Annotated in this window: 17 protein-coding genes and 1 pseudogene; 11 read left to right on the top strand and 7 right to left on the bottom strand. The window is 71.9% G+C overall.

Annotation, left to right across the window (positions count from 1 at the left end; genetic code table 11):
- The first annotated feature begins 56 nt into the window (after positions 1 to 56).
- The 3 genes from ehuC to ehuA are packed head-to-tail and all read left to right on the top strand — an operon-like array spanning position 57 to position 2,285.
- Positions 57 to 755 carry an ectoine/hydroxyectoine ABC transporter permease subunit EhuC gene (gene ehuC / locus ABZ374_RS03170; RefSeq protein ID WP_360305533.1) on the top strand — a complete coding sequence of 233 codons (699 nt, stop codon included), beginning with the start codon at positions 57 to 59 and terminating at the stop codon, positions 753 to 755.
- Entirely contained in the window at positions 752 to 1,414 is a 663-nt protein-coding gene (gene ehuD / locus ABZ374_RS03165; protein ID WP_360305531.1) for an ectoine/hydroxyectoine ABC transporter permease subunit EhuD, read from the top strand. The genes ehuC and ehuD overlap by 4 nt, the downstream gene beginning before the upstream one ends.
- Positions 1,415 to 1,463: 49 nt before the next feature.
- Positions 1,464 to 2,285, top strand: a complete 822-nt coding sequence (ehuA, locus tag ABZ374_RS03160) for an ectoine/hydroxyectoine ABC transporter ATP-binding protein EhuA (RefSeq protein WP_360305529.1) — start codon at positions 1,464 to 1,466, stop codon at positions 2,283 to 2,285.
- A gap of 298 nt (positions 2,286 to 2,583) precedes the next feature.
- Here the strand turns inward: ehuA and ABZ374_RS03155 are convergent, their stop codons facing one another.
- A complete protein-coding gene (locus ABZ374_RS03155) occupies positions 2,584 to 3,447 on the bottom strand; it encodes a LuxR C-terminal-related transcriptional regulator (RefSeq protein WP_360305527.1) in 864 nt (287 codons plus the stop codon).
- Between the two features lie 217 nt (positions 3,448 to 3,664).
- Here ABZ374_RS03155 and ABZ374_RS03150 point away from each other — a divergent pair, with 217 nt between their 5' ends.
- Complete coding sequence (locus ABZ374_RS03150) at positions 3,665 to 5,347, top strand: AMP-binding protein (protein WP_360305525.1); 1,683 nt, start codon at positions 3,665 to 3,667, stop codon at positions 5,345 to 5,347.
- Here the strand turns inward: ABZ374_RS03150 and ABZ374_RS03145 are convergent.
- Entirely contained in the window at positions 5,324 to 6,115 is a 792-nt protein-coding gene (locus ABZ374_RS03145) for a DUF5984 family protein (protein ID WP_360305523.1), read from the bottom strand. The genes ABZ374_RS03150 and ABZ374_RS03145 overlap by 24 nt on opposite strands.
- 163 nt (positions 6,116 to 6,278) lie before the next feature.
- On the opposite strand from ABZ374_RS03145, the gene ABZ374_RS03140 reads away from it, so the two are divergent.
- The gene (locus ABZ374_RS03140; RefSeq protein ID WP_360305521.1) at positions 6,279 to 7,211 is read left to right on the top strand and encodes a serine hydrolase; all 933 of its coding nucleotides are present in this window, start codon (positions 6,279 to 6,281) and stop codon (positions 7,209 to 7,211) included.
- 530 nt (positions 7,212 to 7,741) lie between these two features.
- Here the strand turns inward: ABZ374_RS03140 and ABZ374_RS03135 are convergent.
- From ABZ374_RS03135 to ABZ374_RS03125, 3 genes are read right to left on the bottom strand one after another with little or no spacing between them, the layout of a single operon-like run.
- The gene (locus ABZ374_RS03135) at positions 7,742 to 8,530 is read right to left on the bottom strand and encodes an ABC transporter permease (protein ID WP_360305519.1); all 789 of its coding nucleotides are present in this window, start codon (positions 8,528 to 8,530) and stop codon (positions 7,742 to 7,744) included.
- Positions 8,527 to 10,017, bottom strand: coding sequence for an ABC transporter permease subunit (locus tag ABZ374_RS03130; RefSeq protein ID WP_360305517.1), 1,491 nt, complete (start codon positions 10,015 to 10,017; stop codon positions 8,527 to 8,529). Before ABZ374_RS03130 ends, ABZ374_RS03135 begins: the two co-directional genes overlap by 4 nt.
- On the bottom strand, positions 10,014 to 10,943 hold the full coding sequence (locus tag ABZ374_RS03125; protein ID WP_360305515.1) for an ATP-binding cassette domain-containing protein: 930 nt from the start codon (positions 10,941 to 10,943) through the stop codon (positions 10,014 to 10,016). Before ABZ374_RS03125 ends, ABZ374_RS03130 begins: the two co-directional genes overlap by 4 nt.
- A 165-nt stretch (positions 10,944 to 11,108) precedes the next feature.
- On the opposite strand from ABZ374_RS03125, the gene ABZ374_RS03120 reads away from it, so the two are divergent.
- From ABZ374_RS03120 to ABZ374_RS03110, 3 genes are all read left to right on the top strand, one after another.
- Positions 11,109 to 12,317 (top strand): sensor histidine kinase, encoded by a 1,209-nt coding sequence (locus tag ABZ374_RS03120; protein WP_360305513.1) that lies wholly within the window; start codon positions 11,109 to 11,111, stop codon positions 12,315 to 12,317.
- Complete coding sequence (locus ABZ374_RS03115) at positions 12,314 to 12,997, top strand: response regulator transcription factor (protein ID WP_360305511.1); 684 nt, start codon at positions 12,314 to 12,316, stop codon at positions 12,995 to 12,997. The genes ABZ374_RS03120 and ABZ374_RS03115 overlap by 4 nt, the downstream gene beginning before the upstream one ends.
- 66 nt (positions 12,998 to 13,063) lie before the next feature.
- Positions 13,064 to 13,660: an HhH-GPD-type base excision DNA repair protein gene (locus tag ABZ374_RS03110; RefSeq protein WP_360305509.1), complete on the top strand. Its 597-nt coding sequence runs from the start codon at positions 13,064 to 13,066 to the stop codon at positions 13,658 to 13,660.
- A gap of 134 nt (positions 13,661 to 13,794) precedes the next feature.
- Here the strand turns inward: ABZ374_RS03110 and ABZ374_RS03105 are convergent, their stop codons facing one another.
- Positions 13,795 to 15,231, bottom strand: a complete 1,437-nt coding sequence (locus ABZ374_RS03105; RefSeq protein WP_360305507.1) for an MFS transporter — start codon at positions 15,229 to 15,231, stop codon at positions 13,795 to 13,797.
- Positions 15,232 to 15,359: 128 nt separating this feature from the next.
- Between ABZ374_RS03105 and ABZ374_RS03100 the strand changes: the two genes are divergently transcribed.
- A complete protein-coding gene (locus ABZ374_RS03100) occupies positions 15,360 to 15,854 on the top strand; it encodes a helix-turn-helix domain-containing protein (RefSeq protein ID WP_360305505.1) in 495 nt (164 codons plus the stop codon).
- Between the two features lie 168 nt (positions 15,855 to 16,022).
- Here ABZ374_RS03100 and ABZ374_RS03095 read toward each other — a convergent pair whose 3' ends face one another.
- Entirely contained in the window at positions 16,023 to 16,280 is a 258-nt protein-coding gene (locus ABZ374_RS03095) for an SCO5918 family protein (protein ID WP_360305503.1), read from the bottom strand.
- Between the two features lie 273 nt (positions 16,281 to 16,553).
- Between ABZ374_RS03095 and ABZ374_RS03090 the strand changes: the two genes are divergently transcribed.
- Together ABZ374_RS03090 and ABZ374_RS03085 are read left to right on the top strand one after the other, a co-directional pair.
- Positions 16,554 to 17,981: a helix-turn-helix transcriptional regulator gene (locus ABZ374_RS03090; RefSeq protein ID WP_360305501.1), complete on the top strand. Its 1,428-nt coding sequence runs from the start codon at positions 16,554 to 16,556 to the stop codon at positions 17,979 to 17,981.
- A 308-nt stretch (positions 17,982 to 18,289) separates the two neighbouring features.
- Positions 18,290 to 19,096, top strand: a pseudogene (locus ABZ374_RS03085) (peptidase M28); the annotation flags it as partial.

Genomic DNA, 19,096 nt, shown 5'->3' with positions numbered 1-19,096 from the left:
GGCAACCGCGCCGGCTCGCGCAGACCACCCGCCCGTTCCCGATCGGAGGCCGCCGGATGACGTCCGGGCAACTCGACCTGTTGTTGCACGGTGCGCTGAACACCGTCTACCTCACGCTGGGCGGCGGGGCACTCGGCCTGCTCCTGGCGCTGGCCGCCGGGCTGGCCCGATGCAGCGAGCATCGGCTGCCCCGGCTGCTCGGCGCCTGCTACGTGGAGGTCTTCCGCGGCCTGCCCACCCTGGTGCTGGCCTTCTGGTTCGTCTTCGTGGTCCCGGTCCTGGGTTGGCAGTTGCACCCGATGTGGGCCGGCATGCTGGCGCTCGGCCTGAACATCGGCGCGTATGCCGCCGAGGTGGTGCGCGGCGCGATCCAGGCGGTGCCGGCCGCGCAGATCGAGGCCGCGATCGCCCTCAACTTCACCCGCGCCCAGCGCATCCGCCGGGTGTTGCTGCCCCAGGCGTATCGGGCCATGCTCCCGCCGCTGGGCAACAACCTGATCGAGTTGCTCAAGATGTCCGCCGTGGTGTCGATCGTGTCCATCCCGGATCTGACCTTCAACGCCCAACTCATCCGGATGTCCTCGGGTGAGACCACCCTGGTGTTCACCGGCCTGCTGTTCGGCTACGCGCTGATCGCGCTGGTACTGATCACGCTGATCCGCGCGCTGGAACGGCACGCCGTGCGCTCGCTCGGCCGCACACCCGAGCCGGGGCCGCTGCAACGGCTGCTGCGGCGTGCGGAGGTGGCCCGATGAGTTGGGATTGGGACTACGCGTGGGAGATCGTCCCGGATCTGTGGTCCGGCATGCTGGTCGCACTCCAGGCCACCGCGTACGGCTACGTGTTGGCCCTCGTACTGGGCCTGGTGTTCGCGCTGTTGCGGCGCAGCCCCACCCGCTGGGTGTCGGTACCGGTCGCGCTGATCTGCGAACTGATCCGCTGTACCCCGCTGTTGGTGCAGTTGTTCTTCATGTTCTACGTACTGCCCACGATCGGGATCGATTGGGCACCGCTGACCGTCGGCGCGTTGACCCTGGGCATCCACTACGCGACGTACGTGTCCGAGGTCTACCGCGCGGGCATCGAGGGGGTGCCGGTCGGCCAGTGGGAGGCGGCCGTGGCACTGCACCTGCCGCGCCGGCGGGTGTGGACGTCGGTGATCCTGCCGCAGGCGGTGCCGCGGGTGTTGCCGGCGCTGGGCAACTACCTGCTCTCGATGTTCAAGGACACACCGCAGTTGATCGCGATCACCGTGGTGGAGGTCTTCTCCACCGCCCGCGAACTCAACGCGGAGACCTTCCGCACGCTGGAGCCGTTCACCGTCGCCGGCGTCTTCTATCTCGTCGTCACGTTGGTGATGTCCGCGCTGTTGCGGCTGGTCGAGCGGCGGTTCGGGCGGGTGCGCGCGACCTGACGCCCCGCGAACGCACGGACCACCCGGCTCGACGTTGGAGGAACACACGATGACCCAGACCCAGGCGGCGCCGACGCCCCCGGCGGACCAGGCACCACCCACCGACCTGATCACCTTCGACCGGGTGGGCAAACGCTTCGGCGACAACGTGGTGCTCGACGACCTGTCGTTCGGCGTGCGCGCCGGCGAGCGGGTCACCCTGATCGGGCCCAGCGGTTCCGGCAAGACCACCATCCTGCGGATGCTCATGACGCTGGCCCGACCGGACACCGGGGTGATCGAGGTCGGCGGCGAACCACTCTTCCACGAGCGGCGCGAGGGGAAACTGGTACCCGCGTCGGAGCGGCACATCCGGGCCATCCGCAGTCGGATCACCATGGTCTTCCAACAGTTCAACCTGTTCCCGAACATGCGGGTGCTGCGCAACGTCACCGAGGCGCCGATCCGCGTACACGGCGTCTCGACGGAGGAGGCCGAGGCCCGCGCCGCCGACCTGCTCGAACTGGTCGGCCTGCGCGACAAGTTGTCCGCCTACCCGGCCCAGCTCTCCGGCGGTCAACAACAACGGGTGGCCATCGCCCGGGCGTTGGCCGTCGAGCCGGACATCCTGCTGCTCGACGAGGTCACCTCCGCACTCGACCCCGAACTCGCCGCCGAGGTCCTGGACGTGCTGCGCGAGGTGGCCCACACCACCGACGTCACCATGCTCTGCGTCACCCACGCCATGCGCTTCGCCCGCGACGTCTCCGACCGGGTCCTGATGTTCTCCGACGGCAAAATCATCGAATCGGGCCCCCCGGATTCCCTCCTCACCACCCCGACCCACGAACGCACCCAACGCTTCCTCAAATCCGTCCTCGCCGAATCCTGACCCCACCCCACCCGCCGAACGAGAGACCCACCAGCACACCGGAAGACTCCGGTTCCGAACCGGAGAACGCCGCCGAGAAGCCCACCAAGCTGCAAGCCCAATCCGAGCACGTACTCGACTCCACCCGCCGAGGCACAGGCAGCGCCGGAAGCCGCACGACGGCCGACGTCCACGACCCCACCGATCCCACCCGTCCCGCGTTCGAGGACAAGCCCGGCCGCGGGTCGGGGCGCGCTCGCCCACCGCACGGAGGTCCCGCCCGTCCGGGAGGGCTTCCCGTCCTCGGCCGACCCGCCGGTTACGGCAGATAGCCGCCCGCGCGCGCCGCGACGACCGCCTCGACCCGGTTGTGCACGTCCAGTTTCCGCATCGCCGAGCGCAGGTAGCTCTTCACCGTCTCCGCCCCCACCCCCAACGTCTGCCCCACCTCCGCGTTGCTCCGACCCACCGCGACCAGCGCCAGCACGTCCGTCTCCCGGGGTGTCAGCCGCACTCCGGCCGCCGCGCTCCCGGGCCCGCCGAGGCCACCCGTATCCCCGCCGGAGGCGCCCGCGGTGCGCGCCAACCGCCCACACACCTCCCGCAACCGCTCCCCCAGCCCGGGATCCGTCGCGGCCCCGGCCAGCGCCAACAGCTCGGCATACGCCAACCGGATCTCCGACGCCGCCCACCCCGGCAGCTCCGCCGCCTGCGCCATGCGTTGCTCGACCTCGCGCGCGACCGCGATCTCGTGCCCGGCGTCACGCGCCGCGTCGCAGGCCGTCGTCAGGATCCCGTCGCCGAAGTCGCACGGCCGACGCAGCGCCCCGTACAACACCGCCGCCACCTCGCGCCCCGCGAGCACCGGCACCGCGAACACCGCCCGCACCCCCTCGGTGGTGACCGCCCGGTCGTACTCGTGGCTGATCGCCGACGCCGCGACATAGTCGACCACCCGGATCGGCCGCCGCGTGGTGATCGCCTTGCCGCCCACCCCGGTCCCGGCGACCACCGTCAGCCCCGCCAACACGCGCGTCGAGGTCCCGCTCAGATACGAGATCACCAGCCGATCGCCCACGTCGGGACACGGACCCGCGAACGCGACGTCCACCCCGGTCCGCGCCCGAAACCGCTCGACGGCACGACCCACCGGATCGCCGACCGATCCCGCGCCCTGGCTCATGGCTCCTCCGTGTCCTCGGCCCGGGGTCGGCTCGCGTCCACCCGGCACGAACGGCACGCCCCGGCCGCAAGGGAAACGTACTGCCGAGTCCCGCCTCGCATCACCCCCATTCGGGGGTACAACGCTCGCCGTCCCCGCCCACCCCGCCTACCGTCGCGGCAACGCCGACCCGCACCGCTCGCTCCCACCACACCCCGACCAGGCCAGGTGACCCGCGATGACCGCTTCCGCGCCCCCGCCCCCGCAGCCCCAGGACGCCCCCGCGCCGGCCGGGCCCGCCACCCGCCAGGGTGAGCGCACGCCGCCGCTCCCGCACGAGACCATCGGCGCCAACCTGGCCCGGATCGCCGCCACCCACCCCGACAACGACGCCCTCGTCGAGTGCGCGAGTGGCCGACGCTGGACGTACGCCGAGTTCGACGCCGCCGTCGACGACCTCGCCCGCGCCCTGATCGCCACCGGCATCGAGGCGGGCGACCGGGTCGGCATCTGGTCGCCCAACTGCGCCGAGTGGACCCTCGTGCAGTACGCCTCCGCCCGGGTCGGCGCGATCCTGGTCAACCTCAACCCGGCCTACCGGGTGCACGAGATCGAGTACGCGCTGGCCCAGTCCGGCACCAGGCTGCTGATCGCCGCGTCGCGCGTGAAGACCAGCGACTACGCGGCGATGGTCACCGAGGTCCGCCCCGCCTGCCCCGACCTGGAACGCGTCGTGCACATCGACACCCCGGACTGGCCCGCGCTGGTCGCCGAGGGCGCCGCGGTCTCGGTCGAGCGGCTGCGCGCCCGCGAGGCCACGCTGCGGCCGGAAGACCCGATCAACATCCAGTACACCTCGGGCACCACCGGCTTCCCCAAGGGCGCCACGCTCTCGCACCGCAACATCCTGGGCAACGGCTTCCAGGTGGCCGAGATCCAGGGCTGGACGGCCGCCGACCGGGTGTGCCTGCCGGTGCCCTTCTACCACTGCTTCGGCATGGTGATGGGCAACCTCGGCGCGACCAGCCACGGCGCGTGCATGGTCGTCCCGGCCCCGCTGTTCGACCCGGCCGCCACCCTGCGCGCCGTGCACGAGGAACGCTGCACGGTCCTGTACGGCGTCCCGACCATGTTCATCGCCGAACTAGCGCTGCCCGACTTCGACTCCGGCACCTACGACCTCTCCTCGCTGCGCACCGGCGTGATGGCGGGCTCACCGTGCCCGGTCGAGGTGATGAAGCGGGTGATCGAGCGGATGGGCATGACCGAGGTGACCATCTGTTACGGCATGACCGAAACCTCCCCGGTGTCCACCCAGACCCGCCGCGACGACTCGTTGGAACGCCGCGTCGGTACGGTCGGCCGCGTACACCCGCACCTGGAGATCAAGGTGGTCGACCCGACCACCGGCGCGACCGTGCCCGAGGGCACCCCCGGCGAGTTCTGCACCCGGGGCTACTCGGTGATGCTCGGCTACTGGCGAGACCCCGAGCGCACCGCCGAGGTGATCGACCCGGACGGCTGGATGCACACCGGCGACCTGGCCACGATGGACGCGGACGGCTACGTCTCGATCGTCGGCCGGATCAAGGACATGGTGATCCGCGGCGGCGAGAACGTCTATCCGCGCGAGATCGAGGAATTCCTGTACGGCCACCCGGACATCGAGGACGTCCAGGTCGTCGGCGTGCCCGACGAACGCTACGGCGAGGAACTGATGGCCTGGGTCAAACTCCGCCCCGGCGCCCCCGAACTCACCGCGGCCGAACTCCGCGAGTTCTGCACGGGCCGCCTCGCCCACTACAAGATCCCGCGCTACGTCCACCTCGTCGACGCCTTCCCGATGACGGTGACCGGCAAGATCCGCAAGATCGAAATGCGCGAAGCCTCCATCGCCCTACTGGACCAACCCCCGAGCTGACCCCTCCCGATCCCGCGCCGACTCGCCCGCCGGCCCGAGCAGCGTGCCTGCGCCCGCTCGTACGGCGGGCCAATCGGTGTCGGCGTCGCGGGTCGTCGCCTCGGCCAACCAGCCCGCACGGTCGCGCTGTTCGTGGCGCAGCCCGCGCAGATCGAGGTCGACCCCGGCGGGTGGGCCGGCCGCTTCCAGACCGGCGACCCGTTCCTCCATCGCGGCGAACAACTCGCGATCGAACGCGGTGACCGCGGCCACGAAGGCATCGGTCGGGAGCACGACCCGGCCGGTCGGCGGCGCGGTGAACACGATCGGGTCGTCGTCGTCCGGATCGACGGGATGCGACCACGCGACGGTCATCGTGTCGGCGCCGCCCGAGACCGTGCGCCAAAACCGGATGTCCGGAGCAGCCCGCAGGTGGCCCATGGTCAACGAGTGGCCCGCGTGCCAGGCCCTCGCCGCCTCGATCTCCGGCGCGGCCGGCCACGTCGCCGCCGGCAGCTCGCCCGCGACGAAATCGAGCAGATCCGCCGGCACCGGTTCCAGGGCCTGCGGCATCAGGTCGAGCACGTCCTCCCACAACCGGACCACGTGGTAGTCGACCCACGGCGGCCCCGAGTCCGGCGCGACGTCCGCGTAGCGCAGCAGCTCATGGCCGCCCACCTCGATCCGATACCAACCGTCCGTCAGGATGAACCAGCCCAGTCGAGGCGGGTCCGCACCCCAGGGCCGCACCGCCGACACGGGCCGCAACACGAACCGAAAGCGCAACATCCGTCGAGTCTCCCAGTCCCGCACCGCCACAACGTCCACCCGCCACCACTCGCCGCGGCGCTCCCCTCGAAGCTCCCCGGCGCTCCCGGGCACTCCCCGACTCTCACCCACTCTTAAGACTCGTCTCACCCACCACACACACCCGCACAGCACCGTGTCGACCATGAGCCCCGCTCGGGAAGGCATCCACCGCGCTCCACGCAGCGGCCCATCGCTCCTCGCGCCGGCCGCGATCGTGCTCGTCTGTGCCACGCTGCTGTGGCTGGTCGTCTCCGGCAACCGCGCCGACCCGACCCCGTTCGGCGCCGCGGCGACCACGACGGCCGCCCCGCCCGAAAGCCCGGAGCCCACCTTGCCACCGTCGCACACCCCCGGCCCCACCCCGACCGAAACCGCCCTCGCCGCCGCCCTGCCCGAGATCACCGGCAACCTGTCGGTGGCCGTCCTCGACCCGACCGCCGACACCCTCGTCACCTACAACGCCGACCGCCCGTACGTCACCGCGAGCATCGTCAAGGTCGACATCCTGGCCACCCTCCTCCTCCAGGCCCAACAGGCGAACCGCACCCTGACCGACACCGAACGCTCCACCGCGGCGGCCATGATCGAAACCAGCGACAACGACGCCGCCGACACCCTGTGGTCCGCCATCGGCGGCGCCGCCGGCCTCCGCACCGCCAACACCACCCTGGGCCTGACCGACACCGAACCCACCGGCCTCTCCTGGGGTTTGACCCGTACCACCGCCGGCGACCAGGTCCGCCTGCTCGACGCGATCACCGCCGCCGACTCCCCCCTCGACGCCGCGTCCCGCGCCTACCTGGCCGACCTGATGACCTCGGTGCAAGCCGACCAGACCTGGGGCGTATCCACCGCCGCCGATCCGGGTACCACCCCGGCCCTCAAAAACGGCTGGCTCCCCCGCGACGCCACGGGCCTGTGGGTGATCAACAGCATCGCCCACATCACCCACACCGGCCACCCCCTCCTGATCGCCATCCTCTCCGACAACCAACCCTCCATGCCCGCCGGCATAACCCAACTCGAATCCGCCGCCCAAGCCGCCGTCTCGGCGGCGGCCGGCACCTCGCCCTGAGCCGGACCGGCTCGTGCCGCGCGGTCCGGTTCGGCCCGCCGGTCCCGCTGCCCTACGATCTGCTTCCGGCCGCGCCGCAATCCGGCTGCCACGCGCCGGACTCGGCGAGGAACGAGATGAGGATCCGGCACGCCGGCAGTCGTCGTACCGACCGCGCGTTCCGTCGACGGCCCCTGGTTGAGCGACCTACGGGCCGGATGGCAGCCGAACGGCCACGTCTGCCGCCGGCTCCCCATCGCCCTGCCGCGCGAACATCCCGACGGCGAGGCCGTCTTCGCGCGCCGTGGACGTCTTGCGGGGCAGCGCCCCGGCGGCCCCCGTCCCGCGCCTCCCTGCCCGACGTCTGCCTCCCCGCCGCGTGGACGACGTTGGATCGCGTCCTGCTCGCTCTGCTCGGCTTGGCGAACGCCCCGGCGCCGGTGACCTGATCACCCGCGAAACCGTGGTGGTGGTCCACCCGCAGCGCCTGTGATCCGCTGCCGATACGGGCCGGTACACCACCGCGGCGCTGGTCGGCGTGCCCGTCCCGCTCACGCGTCGCGGCGGGTGAAGGTCAGGGTGCCGAGGAGCAGGGCTGTTGCCGTGTAGCCGGCGAGTACGGCGAGGCCGGGCCAGGGGGCGATGGGGAGTCGGTCGAGGTTGCGGGTGGTTTGGATGGCCAGGCCGGCGGTCATGGGGGTCAGTTTTTCGAGGCGGCGGTGCCAGTCGGGGTCGGTAATCGCGGTGGCCAGGAGCGGGAGGATATAGAGGAGGGTCAGTACGACGGTGAGGGCGCCGGCCGTGTCGCGGATCAGCAGGGCGATGCCGAAGGAGAGCAGGGCGATCAGGGTCAGGTAGAGGATGGTGCCGGCGGCCGCGCGCAGGGTGGGGCCGTCGATGGGGGGCGGTGTGGGGTAGCCGTGTTCGGGGGTGAAGCCGTTGCCGGCCAGGATGGTGCGCCCCGCCCACAGCGACGCGAGTACGGCGAGCGTGCTTGCGGTGGCGACCAGCGTCGCCAGCGGCAGCGCCTTTCCGGCGAGCAGTGTGAGGCGGCGGGGGTGGGCGGTCAGCGAGGTGTGCATCATCCCGGTGCCGTATTCGTTGCCGATCACCGACACCGCGAGCAGGACGACGGCGATCTGGCCGACCCGCACGCCGATCAGGCTGTCCTTGGTGATGTCCTCGAAGCAGCCGGCCGGGGTCGGGCAGTGCGAGGTGTGCATGGCCGACGTGGCCAGTGCGCTCACCAGCACGGTGGCCGCGATCAGGCCGAGCAGCAGCCATCCGGTCGAGCGCACGGTGCGCAGCTTGGTCCATTCGGCGTGGGCGGCGTTTCTCATGTGTCCCGCCGGCGCAGCCGCCATCCGGCGACGACCAGGGCGGCCGCGGCGTAGAGGCACATCACGCCGAGCCCGGTCCACGGGCCGACCGTGCTGTCGTAGCGGTCGAAGGTGCGTTGGATGGCGAATCCGGCTGCGGGGGTGAGCCGTTCCAGCCAGGTCGCGGTGGACACCGACAGGCCGGAGCCGACGATGCGCGGGATCAACAGCAGCGCGAGCACGACGGCGATCGCGGGCGCGCCTCGGCGCAGGATCGCGCCGATCGCCAGCGCGAACACCGCGACCACCGCGAGCAGCGCGGCCGTACCGATCAGCGCGCGCAGCACGTTGGGGTCGGACAGGCCGGCCGGTATGCGGTCCTTGCCGCGTTCCACCGGGCCGGTGATGGCGAACGCGCCGAAGGTGCCGACCAGTCCGGCGACGAAGGTGGCCGCGCCGATCACGATCGCCTTGGCGGCGAGCACCCGGCCGCGCCGGGGTACGGCCGCGAACGTGGTGCGGATCGTGTCCCGGTGGAATTCGGCGGTGATCGACAAGACGCCGAGTGCCACCACCGCGATCAGGCCGATCAGTACGCCACCGAGGATCGTCTGGGTGCCGTCCTCGCCGAACGGGTCGGGGCCGATGTCGCCCGTGCCGATCACCGTGAAGGTGCCGTCGACCTCGGTGAAGCCCGGGGGCGGGCCGGCGCCGGGGCGCTCGACCGCCGGGCCGGAGGGGCCGGTCGAACCGTCCGGGCCGACCCGGTTGTGCCAGGTCCCGGTGGGCTGTTGCGGCTGTGCGGGGGTCAGCCGCACGTGGTCGAAGGTGGCCTTGCCGGTGGTGGTCTGCCCGGAGATGCCCTCGTTGCCGAACTGCCGCTCGACCTCGACCGCGTCCGGGGAGCCGACGAACAACCCGATCCGGGCGGTCTGCGGAAGTTGCCCCGGGTCGACCCGGCCGACCCGTCGCCAACCGGTGCCGTCGGCGGACTCGTACGCGGTGATCGTGTGTCCGGCCCGGACCAGTTTGAGCCAGCGCGGCACGGGCCCTCCGCCGCCCGCCCGGTCGCGGTCGTACCCGCTCTGCAACCGGACCCCGTGGTCGGGGGTGACCACCACCGCCGCGTAGGCCGCGCCGGGTGCGTCGCTCGCCCGGATCATCAGGCCCGCCTTGGCCCGACCGGCGCTGCGTTCCTGGGTGTTGACCCGGGCGACCAGTTCGCCGTCGCCGGCCAACTCGCGTTCGACGAACTGTCCCCCGTCGGTGTAATGGTCGGCCAGCCTGACCTTGCCGCCCGCGCCGCCGCCCGTCACCTCTCGGGTGCCGCCGGAGCCGCTTGCGATCAGCAGGCCGACCAGCATGGTCAGCACGGCCGCCGAGATCAGCGTAAGCATCCATCTGCGGACCGACCTGAGCTTGGTCCACTCGGCGAGCAGCAGCCGACCGAAGGTGTCCCGCCCGCCGGTCAGCGCGCTGCGGTAGGGCGTGGTCGTGGGGCCGCTCATGCTCGCTCCTCGACATCGGCGGCGCGGAAGTCGACCGCGTCCCGGGTGAGTTCCATGTATGCCTCTTCGAGCGAGGCCCGGTGCTCGGCGATCCCGGAGAACGGCACGCCGTGCTCGGTGAGCAGCCCGATGATGCGCTCGGCCGACAGGCCGGTGACGGTCAGCGCGTCGCGATCGGTGGCCGCGACGGTCGCGCCGACCCCGGTCAGCACGGTCATCGCCTCGCGGCGCTGCGCGGTGCGCAGCAGGATCCGCCCGCCGGAGGCACCCGCGAGCAGCTCGCCGATGCTCGTGTCGGCGATCAGCCGGCCGCGCCCGATCACCACCAGGTGGTCGGCGCTGTCCTCCAGTTCGCTCATCAGGTGGCTGGACACCAGCACCGCGCGGCCCTCCGCGGCGAGCGAGCGCAGCAAGCCCCGAATCCACATCACGCCCTCCGGATCGAGGCCGTTGACCGGTTCATCGAGCATCAACATGGGCGGGTCGCCGAGCAGCGCGCCCGCGATGCCCAACCGCTGCCGCATGCCGAGCGAGAAGCCGCCCGCGGGCCGGCGCGCCGCCGACGTCAGGCCCACGGTCTCCAGAACGTCGTCCACCCGGCGCGCGGGCAGGCCGTTGGAGTGCGCCATCCACAACAGGTGGTCGCGGGCCGGACGCGCCGGGTGCAGCGCGGCGGCGTCCAGCAGCGAGCCCAGTTCGCGCAGCGGCGTGCGCAGCGTGTGGTACTGCCGGCCGCCGACCAGTGCGGAGCCCTCGTCCGGGCGGTCCAGGCCGAGGATGATCCGCATCGTGGTGGACTTGCCGGCGCCGTTGGGTCCGACGAAGCCGGTGACCCGGCCGGGCTCGACGGTGAACGACAGCCCGTCGACGGCGGTATGCGGGCCGTAGCGTTTGCGCAGTCCGCGTACTTCGATGGTTGCTTCCATGTCCACGAGGCTATGAAGGCGACCGGTTCCGAGGCATCACGCAAGCGAGCCAAACCGGGTTCCCCGCATGGGGGGAAGCCCGCGGTCCGTCTCCCCGCTGCGGGGGAGGCGGATTCCCCGGCCCGGGGGAAGCGGGCCGGGTGGACCGGCCGAGACAATGGCGCCATGAAGCACAGCGATCCGATCCCGGGCCGCGCCCTCGACCCCGGTCGGCGGCGCGGCGAGTCGCTGTGGCGCGGACGACCGCGGCGAGCACAACCGTGGCGCGGACCCCGCCGGCCCGCCCACCCGTGGCCGACCCACCCATGGCGCACGGAACCGCCGTGGGGTTCCCTCGCCTTCGCCGCGGGAGTGGCGCTCGGCCTGTTCTCCCTGCCGGAGACGGTGTTGCGCACCGCGCTGCGCTCCGGCCAGGCGGCGGGCACGTTGTCGATCGCGCTGATCCTGGGCCTGTGCGCGACGGTGCCGTTGCTGTTCGCGCCGCGCCGGCCGGCGACGGTCGCGGTGGCGATGACCGCAGCCGCGGTGCCCACCGCCGTGCTCTACCAGGGTGTGCCGATCGCCGCTTCGGTCGCGCTGCTCGCCGCGTGGGCGACGCTGGTCCGGATCCGGGTGCGCGGCGCCCGCACCCGCACCGCCGAGCGGGACGCCTCCCGGCACGCGATCGAAAGCACCCTGCTGGAGTTCACCGCGCGCGGCGAACGGGACAGGATCGCCCGGGAGTTGCACGACGTGGTGGCCCACCACATCTCGATGATCTCGGTGCAGGCCGAGACCGCCCGACTGACCACCCCGGGGATGCCGAAGCAGGGCGCCGAACGGCTGCTCGCGATCGGCGACACGGCCCGCACCGCGCTGACCGAGATGCGCCGCCTGCTCGGGGTGCTGCGCGAGGACGCCGGCGCCGAGCCGACCCGCCGGCCGCAGCCCGGACTCCAGCAACTGCTCGATCTGATCGACGAGTCCCGCGACTTCGCCGGCGCGGGCATGCGGCTGATCGTGCACGGGCGGATCGCGGTGCTCGACCCGGGCGTCGAGTTGGCGGCCTATCGCATCGTCCAGGAGTCGTTGACCAATGCTCGCCGCCATGCCCCCGGAGCCGCCGTGGACGTAGTGCTCGACTACTCCGACGAAGACCTGTTGCGGGTGCGAGTGCGCGACAACGGACCGGGCCCGCGCGTCGGCGCCGGCCCGGGCGGGCACGGTCTGCCGGGCATGCGCGAGCGCGCTGCGAGCGTGGGCGGCGAGGTGCGTACCGGGGCGACGCCGATGGGCGGCTTCCTGGTCGAGGCCACCCTCCCGGCCCCGCGCCCGGCAGGCACCGGTGGGCCGGCCGGCACCGGCGGGTTCGCCGGCGCCGGGGGCACGGGATGAACGGGCAGGCGACGTTGCGGATCGTGGTGGCCGACGACCAGGAGGTGGTCCGGGCCGGTTTCGCCGCACTCCTGGACACCCAACCGGACTTCGTCGTGGTCGGCACCGCGGCGGACGGCGCGGAGGCGATCGCGCGTTGCCGCGAGCAGCGGCCGGACGTCGTGGTGATGGACGTACGGATGCCGGTCATGGACGGCATCGAGGCGACCCGGCGCATCCGTACCGACGTCGGCGACGGCGAGCCGCCCCGGATCCTGATGCTGACCACGTTCGACCTGGACGAGCACGTCTACGACGCACTGGTCGCGGGCGCCGGCGGCTTCCTGATCAAGGACGTGACCGCCGAACGCCTCTTCGACGCGGTCCGCGTGGTGGCCGCCGGCGAGGCGCTCCTGGCGCCGAGCGTCACCCGGCGGCTGATCGGCGAGTTCACCCGACTGCGGCCACGCCCGGCCCCACCCGGTCTGGCCGACCTGACCCCCCGGGAGGTCGACGTGTTGCGTCTGGTCGCCGAGGGCCTGTCGAACGCGGAGATCGCCACCCGCCTGGTGGTCGGCGAGGAGACGGTCAAGTCGCACGTGAGCCGGGTGTTGCGCCGACTGGGCCTGCGCGACCGGGTCCAGGCGGTGGTCGTCGCCTACGAATCGGGACTGGTCGTACCGCGCACCGGCAGCCACTGAACGCCCCCGCCCCCACCTCGGCGAGTCCGAGTGCGCGTGCGGTGTCCGCCGGGAGATCATCGAAGGATGAATACGACAGTGCACCTCGCCCAGCAGGCCGAGGCGGACGAATTGCTCGGGCGCAGTGCGTTGGCGGCGCTGGTCGGCATGCTCCTGGATCAGCAGATCCCGATGGAATGGGCCTTCGCCGGCCCGTACACGATCGCCCAACGCCTGGGCCGCACCGACCTGGACGCGCACGAGATCGCCGAGTACGACCCGGACGAATTCGCCGAGTTGCTCTCCACCAAGCCCGCCGTGCACCGCTATCCCGGGTCGATGGCCAACCGCGTGCAGCAGTTGTGTCGATACCTGGTCGAGCACTACGACGGCAAGGCGAGCGCCGTGTGGGCCGACGCGGCGACCGGCACGGAGTTGCTCAAGCGCCTCCAGGACCTGCCCGGCTTCGGGAAGCAGAAGGCGCAGATCTTCCTGGCCCTGCTCGGCAAGCAGTACGGCGTGGCCCCGAAGGGTTGGCGCGAGGCGGCCGGCGGCTACGGCGAGGCCGGCGCGCACCGCTCGGTGGCCGACATCACCGGCCCCGAGTCGCTGGCCAAGGTCCGGGCACACAAGCAGGAGGCCAAGCGCGCGGCCAAGGCCGCCAAGGCGGCGAAGGACGCCTGACCGGGCTCCCGACCGAGAGAGCCCCCGACCGCCCCGGTGTCGCGGCCGGCCCCCGGCACCGATTCCCGGCCACGACACCCACCGGCCCGGGCCCCGTTCGGCCCCGACGGCCCGCCCCGCACCCCGGCCGATCGCTAGCCGGCCGTCGCCCCTTCGGCCCGCACCGACCCGGCCTTCGACGCCACCGGTCCCCCCGTCGCCGGCTCCCGCCCCGGTCGCGGCAGGAACAGCGCCGCCGTCGCCGTGAGCAGGGTCGCCGCGCCGAGGATGTACCAGGCCCGGTCGTACCCGTCGAGCGTCGTCGGCGCGCCCACCGCCGCGACGAACACCGCGACGCCCAGCGCCGAGCCGACCTGACGCAGCATGGTGATCACCCCCGAGCCGGTGGCGAACCGGTCCGGACTCAGCGCCCCGGTCGCGGTGGCGATCAGCGTGGGCAGAATCAGGCCGACCCCGATACCGGTCAGGATCGAGCCGGGCAGCATGTCGCTCGCATAACGCGCGTGCGGTTCGAGCCGGACGATCCACCATCCCAACCCCGCGCTGAACGAGAGCCCCCCGAGCACCACCAGCGGCCCGGGTCCGAACCGGCTCACGTATCGGCCGGCCACAATGCTCACGAACGGCACGCACAGCGGTCCGGGCACCGTGCCCAGCCCGGTGCGCAGCGCGCTCCAGCCCCACACGGTCTGCATCCACATCGTGCCGGAGATCAACATCCCGGCGAACGCGATCCCGAACAGGGTGTTGGCGACGCCGGCCACCGCATAGGTGCGGTTGCGCACCAATGCCCCTTCGACCACCGGGCGCGGATGGCGCCCATTGCGCAGCAGGAAGCCCAGCACCAGGACCAGGGTGAGCGCCCAGACGGCCACCGTACGGCCGGACCACCAGCCCCAGTCCGGCGCCCGGACCACACCCAGCGACAACGCGCCGATCGCCGCCGTCAACAGCGCGGCCCCGAGCAGGTCGGGCAGCGGCCCGCGGTCGGTGGGCGCCGGATCGGGCAGCCGCCGTAGGCCGAGCACCAGCGTGCCCACCCCGATCGGCAGGTTGACCAGGAAGACCCAGCGCCAGCCGGGTTCGAGCAGCAGCCCGCCCAGGATCGGCCCGAGGGCGGCGGCGAGTCCGCCGATCGCGGCCCACGCCCTGATCACCGCGCCGCGCCGCTCGGGCGGATAGGAGGTGAGCAACAGGCCCAACGACGCGGGCATCAACAGCGCGGCGCCGACCGCCTGGCCGAGGCGGGCGATCACCAGCACCGCGAGCGTCGGCGACGCGGCGCACAGCGCGGACGCCGCGGTGAACACCGCGGTCCCGGCCAGAAACGCCCGCCGGTGGCCGATCCGGTCGGAGAGTCGGCCGGCGGGGACCAGGAGCGCGGCGAACACCACGGTGTAGGCGTTGAGCACCCAGGACAGGTCGGCGAGCGAGGAGTGTGACCAGGTCTCGGCCAATGACGGCATCGCCACGTTGACGATGAACAGGTCGAGGTTGACGAGCACCACGCCCGCGCAGACCAGAACTGCGGCGAGCGCACGTGGTGGGTGATCCGGATCGGTGTCGGCCATGACGGCGCATCCCCTCGGTCGAGTTCCATGACGGATGAGTTCTATGACGAAACTCAACGTAGAGCGGGTAAGTTCTATAATGCAACTCAATGAGTTCCATGAAAGGACTCACCGGTTAGGATGGCGCCATGCGTCGGAAGAGTTTCCAGGAGATGCCCTGCTCGGTCGCCCAGTTCCTGGAGGTGGCCGGCGAGTGGTGGACGATGCTGATCGTGCGGGACGCGTTCCTGGGCGTGACCCGCTTCGACGACTTCCACGAGCGGCTGGGCATTTCCCGCAATGTGCTCACCCAGCGGCTGGAGCACCTGATCGAGCACGACGTCCTGGTCCGCGAGGCGTACCAGGACAAACCGGCACGGTACGACTACCGGCTCACCGACAAGGGCCGCACCTTGTGGCCGGTACTCAACGCGATGCGTCAGTGGGGCGACCAGTGGGCCGCGCCGGACGGCCCGCCGCTGATCGTCACGCACACCAACTGCGGCCAACCCACCACGGCCGTACACGTGTGCTCACACTGCGGCGAACCGCTGACCTCGCACGACCTGCGCGCCTCGGCCGGTCCGGGCGCGCGAGGCGACCTCCTCGCCGGCCTGCCCAGCCGGGCGACGCCCAGCGCCTGACCGACGCCGGACCCGAAAAGGCCGAGAACGGCAGGCACCGACCGGGGCCGACGAAGGCCGGCCGGGCAAACACAGCCCGACCGGCCTCCATGCCGAACGATTCCGAACGTCCCCGCACGGCCCGCAAGACTTCGAACGACTACGAGCGGCCCCGAAAGACCCGAACGATCAGAGTTCGGTCTCGGCCGCCGGCGCCGGCGGCAAAACGGTGAAGCCGAGCTTGGTGAGCGCCCGCGAGACCTCCGCCGCGCTGAAATCACGCGGAAGTTGTCCCGTGACCACCGATCCCACCTGCTTGACCGGATAGGTACGGCGCCCGATACGGACCGATTCGCCGGTGATCGGGTCGGGCTTGACCCCGCTCATCGCACGCTCCACCTCGTTCATCTGCAGGTGGAAGGACTGGCCAGCGATCGTGCAGCGCATAGTGCCTCAGCAAAGGAAGGGGTGAGTGCTACCGGTGTGGCAAGTCTCGCGCAGTCCCGGCCGCAAGCACACCCCACGACCGCCGTCCGGGGGGCAGCCGGATGATGCAGGGTGATATGTCACGTCGTCTCGGTTCGGGCTCCAGCCCCGTACACCCATCCGGCAAAAGCGGAATGGCTCGTTCCACCGCAGACAACCGCTACCGCCGTCTGTCACCCTGCTCCGGGCAGTGACCAACCGTCGACCATCCGGAGTTACTCGGGGAGGACGAACGTGAACAGGCTCCCGAACGCGCCCGTCACCACAAAGGTCGCGTCCCCACCGCTAAAGGTCGCGTCGACACCGTTGTGGGCGGAGTTCGGCCGCACGCTGCGGACCCGGCGCCGCCTCGCGGGAATGACGCAACAGCAGCTCGGGCTACGCGTCGGCTACCACCACAGCCTGATCAGCAAGCTGGAGGCCGGCCTGCGCGAGCCGCCCGCCGGACTACCGCGCCGACTCGACGATCTGCTGGACACCGGCGGGGACCTGTCCGCGCTGTTGACCAGCCGATCGATCCCGCCGCCCGCCCTGCACCGCACCCATTTCTCGGTGATTCCGGGCGGCGAGGCACCCGCCGGTCTGGCACCGCTGGCCGACCGGTTCTGGCCCGATCGGCTGCCGTACCACGGGCTGCCCTGCCCGCTGCACGGCAAGGACGGGTGTCACGAGTGCGAGGTGCCCCCGTACGCCGACGCGCTCACCATCCTGGGCGACATCGACGGGAACAACCCCACCGGCGTCGACCCCGACGTCGTACACGTGCTCACCGCCCTGCTCGGCGGCTACACCCAGGCCGGTCTGCACGGCGGCGCCACCACCGGGCTGGTCGGTTCGGTGGAGTACGTGCTGCGCCGGATCGTCAGTTGGGCCGAATCGCTCAACGCGCACGGCCGTTCGCCGCACGCGCAGCTCCGACTCGCGGCCGACTACGCCCAGCTCGCCGGTCGGTTCCGGATGCAGCAGGGGCAGAGCGTGATCGGCATGGCCTGGTACGACCGAGGACTCAACTGGGCCGATGTCTGCGAGAGTCCGGGCGCCCGCGCGTCGTTGCTCGGCGACGTGTGCTCGCTGGCTCGCCTGGACGGCGACGCGGCGGCGGCGCTGGCCTATGCCCGCGCGCTGGAGGCGGTGGACCCCGGTCGGGCCTGGATCACCACACTGGCCCAGCTCTACCAGGCGCGCGGCCACGCGCTCGACGGCGACATCGCCGAGTGTCGTCGGCACATCACCACCGCACATCGACACGTGACGCGCTTCGACGAACGCGATCGGGACGAGGCGCCGTGGCTGACCGGGCTGGCCGGCCGGCTGCGGATGGAGGCCACCATCGGCGGCGCGCTGCGCGACCTGGCCGCGCGCACCGGCGACCTTCCCTCGGCGCGCGCGGCGGTGCAATCGGTACAGGCGGCGCTCGACCTGCTGCCGGTGCCGATGCGACCGGCGCGGGTGTTGCTCACGGTGCGCCTGGCGGACGCGCTCGCGTGCGCCGGCCAACCGGACGCGGCGGTGCTCGCCGCCGCGCCGGTGGTGCACGAGGCGGCGGGTCTGGGCACGGCCACCACCAATCGGGAACTGCTGAGCCTGCGCCGACGTCTGACTCGGCATTGGAGCGATCTGCCCGAGGTCCGCGACCTGTTGGAGCAGATGCCCGGTCACTGAGCGGCGGTCGGCGCGGCTCCGGCCGTCTCTGTCGATGGGCGATGAGACGGCCTCGGAGCAGGCACCGAAAATCAGCGACGGCCGCCCGATCGGTTGACCCGGCACTCCCGCGACTCCCGGGGTCTGCTTGGCGTTTGCCAGAATTTGCCGGCCGTTGCCGATCACTTCACCAAGTCCCCACACCCGTGTGAGTGTTTCGCTCGCTCGGGCACGAACCCGGCCTGCACGGTCGCCCGCGTCGCTCACGAGGCGTACGCGGCGCATGCCGGCGACGTGGTCGAGGTCTGCCTTCCACCCAAGGAGCCTCGATGAATCGCAGAACGACCACGGCCGGGACCGTCCTGGCCATGCTCGCCGGTTTGGCGATCGGCGCGGCCGGACCGTCGGCCGCCGCCGACCCGTCCCCTCCCCCCGCAAACCCCCAGGCACTCGCGGTATCCGCCGCCGACCGGGCGGCCGCCAGCGGCCTGGATGTCCTCGCCAAGGGGCCCGACGAGCAGTACGAACGCCAGGTCGTGACCCCGTGGGTCGACGACCTGTACTCGGTCGCGTACCAGCGCACCTACCGCGGCCTCCCGGTCGTCGGTGGGGACGCCGTGGTACTGGCCGACGGAAAGGGCCGGGTGCGGGCGACCCAGTCCTCCACCGAAGCACGCATATCGGTCACCACCCAGCCGACCATCACCGCCGCCGCCGCCGAGGCCACCTCCAAGGCCAGGCTCGCGGTCGTGGACAAGGTCGAGTCGCACCGCCTGGTCGTCCGGGTCAAGGACGACAAGAGCGCGCTGGCCTGGGAGACGGTGGTGGCGGGTCGTACCGCGACCGCGCCCAGCAGGCTGCACGTGTTCGTCGACGCGAGCACCGGCGCGGTGCTCGACACCACCGACGACGTCAAGGCCGGCACCGGCAACAGCCAGTGGAACGGCCCGAACCCGCTGACCATCCAGACCAGCGGCTCCTACACCCTGCGCGACACCACCCGTCCCGGCCTGTCCTGCGCCGACTACAGCACCGGCCAGGTCTTCACGAAGTCCACCGACTCGTGGGGCAACGGCCAGGCGACGAGCAAGGAGACCGGCTGCGTCGACGCCATGTGGGCGGCGCAGAAGGAATGG

Source organism: Embleya sp. NPDC005971 (assembly GCF_040629175.1).
GTDB lineage: Bacteria > Actinomycetota > Actinomycetes > Streptomycetales > Streptomycetaceae > Embleya.
Note: the sequence above shows the minus strand (reverse complement) of the source record. Positions and strands in the feature narration are given on the sequence as shown.